2 protein-coding genes are annotated in these 4144 nt (G+C 61.8%); both read left to right on the forward strand.

Annotation, left to right across the window (positions count from 1 at the left end; all coding sequences use genetic code 11):
* On the forward strand, positions 1-1395 hold a 1395-nt coding region (locus tag QOC89_RS15525), incomplete at its 5' end, for an MFS transporter (RefSeq protein ID WP_323045816.1).
* Between the two features lie 279 nt (positions 1396-1674).
* Positions 1675-4144: TonB-dependent receptor (locus QOC89_RS15530; RefSeq protein WP_323045817.1), on the forward strand; the 2470-nt coding region annotated here is incomplete at its 3' end.

Below are 4144 nucleotides of genomic sequence, written 5' to 3' on the forward strand. Positions count from 1 at the left end.
TGGGGCCTCCAAAACGCGAACACCAGCCGGATCTTCCAGACACTGGGCGCGAAACTCGACGATCTTCCGATGCTGTGGATCGCCGGGCCGATCGCCGGCCTGCTTGTCCAGCCTATCATTGGCGAATGGAGCGACCGGACAACAGGTCGCTGGGGCCGGCGGCGCCCGTTCATGGCCGCGGGAGCAGTGCTGACATCCGCGGCTTTGGTCGCCATGTCCTACGCGCCGACGGTCTGGACCGCCGCCGTGGCGCTGTGGCTCCTCACATTTTCGATCAACATCGTCATGGAGCCGTTCCGCGCTTTGATGGGCGATCTCGCTCCCCCTGAGGACCGCGATCAAGGGTTCGCCATGCAGGTGCTGTTTATCGGCGCGGGAGCCGTCCTTGCATCGGTCCTGCCGTGGGTATTCGTGAATTGGTTTGGCGTTGGGCCGAGCGGCCCTGCGGGACAAATTCCCCCATCGGTCCGTGATAGCTTCGCCGTCGGAGCGTTCGGGCTGCTGCTGACGGTAATGTGGACTGTGGCGACGACACGCGAGCGGCCCATCGAACGGTCCGAAGCACGATCGTCCGAAGACTTTCCGGCCGGATTGCTGCGGCGATCGCAAGCCATGAAACGCGGCGCGGGCTGGGTTGCGCTCGGCCTCGGCGTCGCCGTTGCGAATGCGGCGTGGATCCAACGACGCGAGGCATATCTGCTCGCGGCAGTCTTTGGCGTATTCGGCACTCTTCATTGGCTCGCGGCGCGCTCGAGCATCGGCGGCCGCAATCCACTCGTCGGAATCGCATCCGAGGTCATCGGAATGCCGCCCGCGATGCGGCGGCTGGCAGTCGTTCAGTTCTTTACCTGGTTCGCCCTCTTCGCACTGTGGGTCTATGCAGTGCCGGCCGTGGCGCAGCGCTATTACGGCGATGCCCCGCCTGGTTCCGTCGCTTACGAAAGCGCCGCCAACTGGGTCGGGATGCTGTTCGCCGTTTACAACGGGGTCGCCGCACTTGCGGCGCTCGCCTTGCCCTGGTTCGTGGCGAGACTCGGTCGACGGCGCAGCCATGCTTTTTGCATAGCTATTGCGGGCGTGGGCCTGGTGAGCTTTGTAGCCGCGCCAGGTCCTGGGTGGCTGTGGCTTTCCGTCCTCGCGATCGGAGTCGGCTGGGCAGCAATTCTCGCGATTCCCTATGCAATCGTTGCCGCGGCGGTGCCTCCTGAGCGGATGGGCGTTTACATGGGTATCCACAACGTCTTTCTGGTCCTTCCGCAGCTTGCTGCGGCTGCCGTCCTCGGTCCCGCCGTGCGCACGGTCCTGCATGGTAATATCGCCGACGCGATTCTCATCGCCGGCGGCGCAATGCTCGTCGCGGCGGCGTTGGCGCTGACCATTCCCACCGTCGACTGACTGCACGCAAGCTCCTCCCGATTCTCGCCGAGCCGAGCAGAGGTTATGGCACGTTCTGCAAAATTTGCATAGAACTGCGCAAGCGACCGCACTTCGTATTAATCTAAAGGGGCTTGCAATATTGCATAAAGTTGCGCAAACGTAGCGAGGTCGGCGCTTCCGTTGCAGCCGTCGAAGAGGGGAGAGAATCACATGACGGGTAGGCGATCGCACGCCGCATGCTGCGCAGCTTTTCGAGCCGGGGTGTCGCTGGTGGCAATGTGCGCGGCGAGCGGGACAATGGCTCAGCAGGCCGACACAGGTCAGAGTCCGAATTCTGACCAGCAGGCGCAAACGCAGCAATCGTCAGCCCCCAGTCAAACCGCGGCGAATCCAGCCCCGCCGACCAAAAACGACATTGTCATTGTTGGCGTGCGTCGGGCCCTCGAGAGCGCGCAGGCCATCAAAAAGAATGCGCCGACGATCGTCGACTCCGTCACCGCCACCGATATTGGCGCCTTCCCGGACCAGTCAGCGGCCGGCGCGATCCAGCGTATTCCGGGCGTGTCCGTCAATCGGCTGCAATCCGCCGACGACTCCACCCATCCGTCTGGCGAGCCCACGCAAGTGCTGATCCGCGGCCTGCCGTTCGTCAGGACCGAATTCAACGGTCGCGACAGCTTCTCAGCTGATTCCGCGCGAGGCCTTCAGTTCAATGACGTTTCGCCCGAGCTCCTCGCCGGCATCGACGCCTACAAGAACGAAACCGCCGACATGATCGAGGGCGGTCTTGCCGGCACAGTCAACCTGCGCACCCGACTGCCGTTCGACCAGAAGGGCCTGGTCATCGCCGGCAATGTGAAGGCGAATTACGGAAGCCGCTCGAAAAAGTGGACGCCCGAATTCTCCGGGCTGATCAGCGACAGTTGGGACACGCCCATCGGCCGCTTCGGCCTGCTCGCCGATTTCGCATGGAGCCATGTCGTTACACGCACCGAGAGCGTGATCATGGACAAGATCGACACCTATTGCTCGGCGGGCGCGACGAATGGTTTCTTGCCCAACGGCAATCCAACGGCGGTCATCAGCAGCGATGGCACGATCCCGTGCACGTCGAATGTATTCGGGGGTTCCGACTGGGCATTCGCTCCGGACGGAATTCGCTATTCACAGGTCGATTACGACCGCCATCGCCGCGGGCTTGCCTTCGCCGGTCAGTACGAGAACCCCGCAGGCAATCTCCGCGCGACGGTGCAGTACATCGACTCCAAGTATCACAATGCTTGGATCGAGCACGCCAGCCACGCGATTCTCGACGGCAGCTACTTTGGCACGCCCGCTTTCAACCCGCGCGGCGGCTCCGCGCTCGCAGGATCCACAGGACTGACTTTCGGGCCGGATGGAATGTTGAGCGGTGGCCTCTTGACCCAGCCGCATGGCAGCTTTTTTGGATCGTGGAGCCCCAACCCGCAAGACGCGATCAACGGCGGCTCCGCTGTACCGGGCCTTCCGTTCGTCAACGACTGCTTCGGCGGGGTGTGCACAACACTCCGCGACGGACTCTATTTCCAGAATGAAACTCGGGACTTCGACCACCACGAAAGCACGAAGGATCTGTCGGCCAACATTCAATGGGATGTCACGCCGCAGATTCATGCGAATTTCGATGCGCAGCATATCACCGCGTCGACCTTCAACAACGACATCCTCGTGGCGACCGGATCGATGGCGAACTACCAATATTCGACCAACTCCGACGGGACGCCACAGGTCACCTTGCTGCCGGGCAGCAACGTCAATTACGCGCCCGGCGGCCTCGCCAACCCGCACAATTACTGGATCCCTTTCATTCAAGGGCATGTCGAGGACAATGATGCTCACGAGAACGCCTTCCGCGGCGACCTCAAATATGACTTCACGCAAGGAAGCTGGCTCGACTCGCTGAAGGCTGGCGTTCGTTACGCCGACCGGCACCAGACGGTCCGCTATTCGACCTTCAACTGGACGCCGATCGCGGCGAGCTGGAACTGCAATGGCGCCGGCTTCAACGCCGACAATACGCAGCCCGATCCGACGGCAGCCTGCGATTCGAACTTCAAGGGCTACGGCCCCGGCATTTTCGGACCGTATAATATCGGAGGTCTCTACGACGGCAGTGTCTATCCCAATGGGCAACTCGTTTTCGTTAACAATAACGTGATTACCGATTACAATCGGCTGATGGCGGGCCTGTCGGGCGCTGCGACCAACTCGCCGCTCGCGCCGGGGTATGTGCCAATCTGCGATCGTGCGGGCACGACCGATTGCTTCCTGCCGTCCGAAATCATGAAACTGCGCGAGCAAACCAAGTCGGCCTACGCGATGCTCGACTTCGGCGGGAACGATACGACGATCTTCAATGGCGTCACGGTAGTCGGCAATATCGGCGTCCGGTTCGTTCGAACCACCGAAGATGGCCAAGGCAGCGTCGGATTTCCGACGGCCGCCTGGGCCGGCAATCTGCCGGCCTGCGGCACTGCACTCGGCGCCAACCAAGTCGTCAATCCAAGCTGTTACGTAACCCCTGCGCTCATCGCCTTCTCCAACAGCGGTGGGACCCCGAACAATTATCGTAACTCGTTCGACGATTGGCTGCCAAGCTTCAACGTACGCTTCGGCCTCGACAATAAGGACTTCCTGCGTTTCGCCTATTCACGGGCGATTTCGCGGCCTGACATCGGGCTGCTGCGCAATTTCGTCCAGATAAATGGCCCGTCCATCAACACCGGCC

Source organism: Paraburkholderia sp. (assembly GCF_034668105.1).
Lineage (GTDB): Bacteria > Pseudomonadota > Gammaproteobacteria > Burkholderiales > Burkholderiaceae > Paraburkholderia.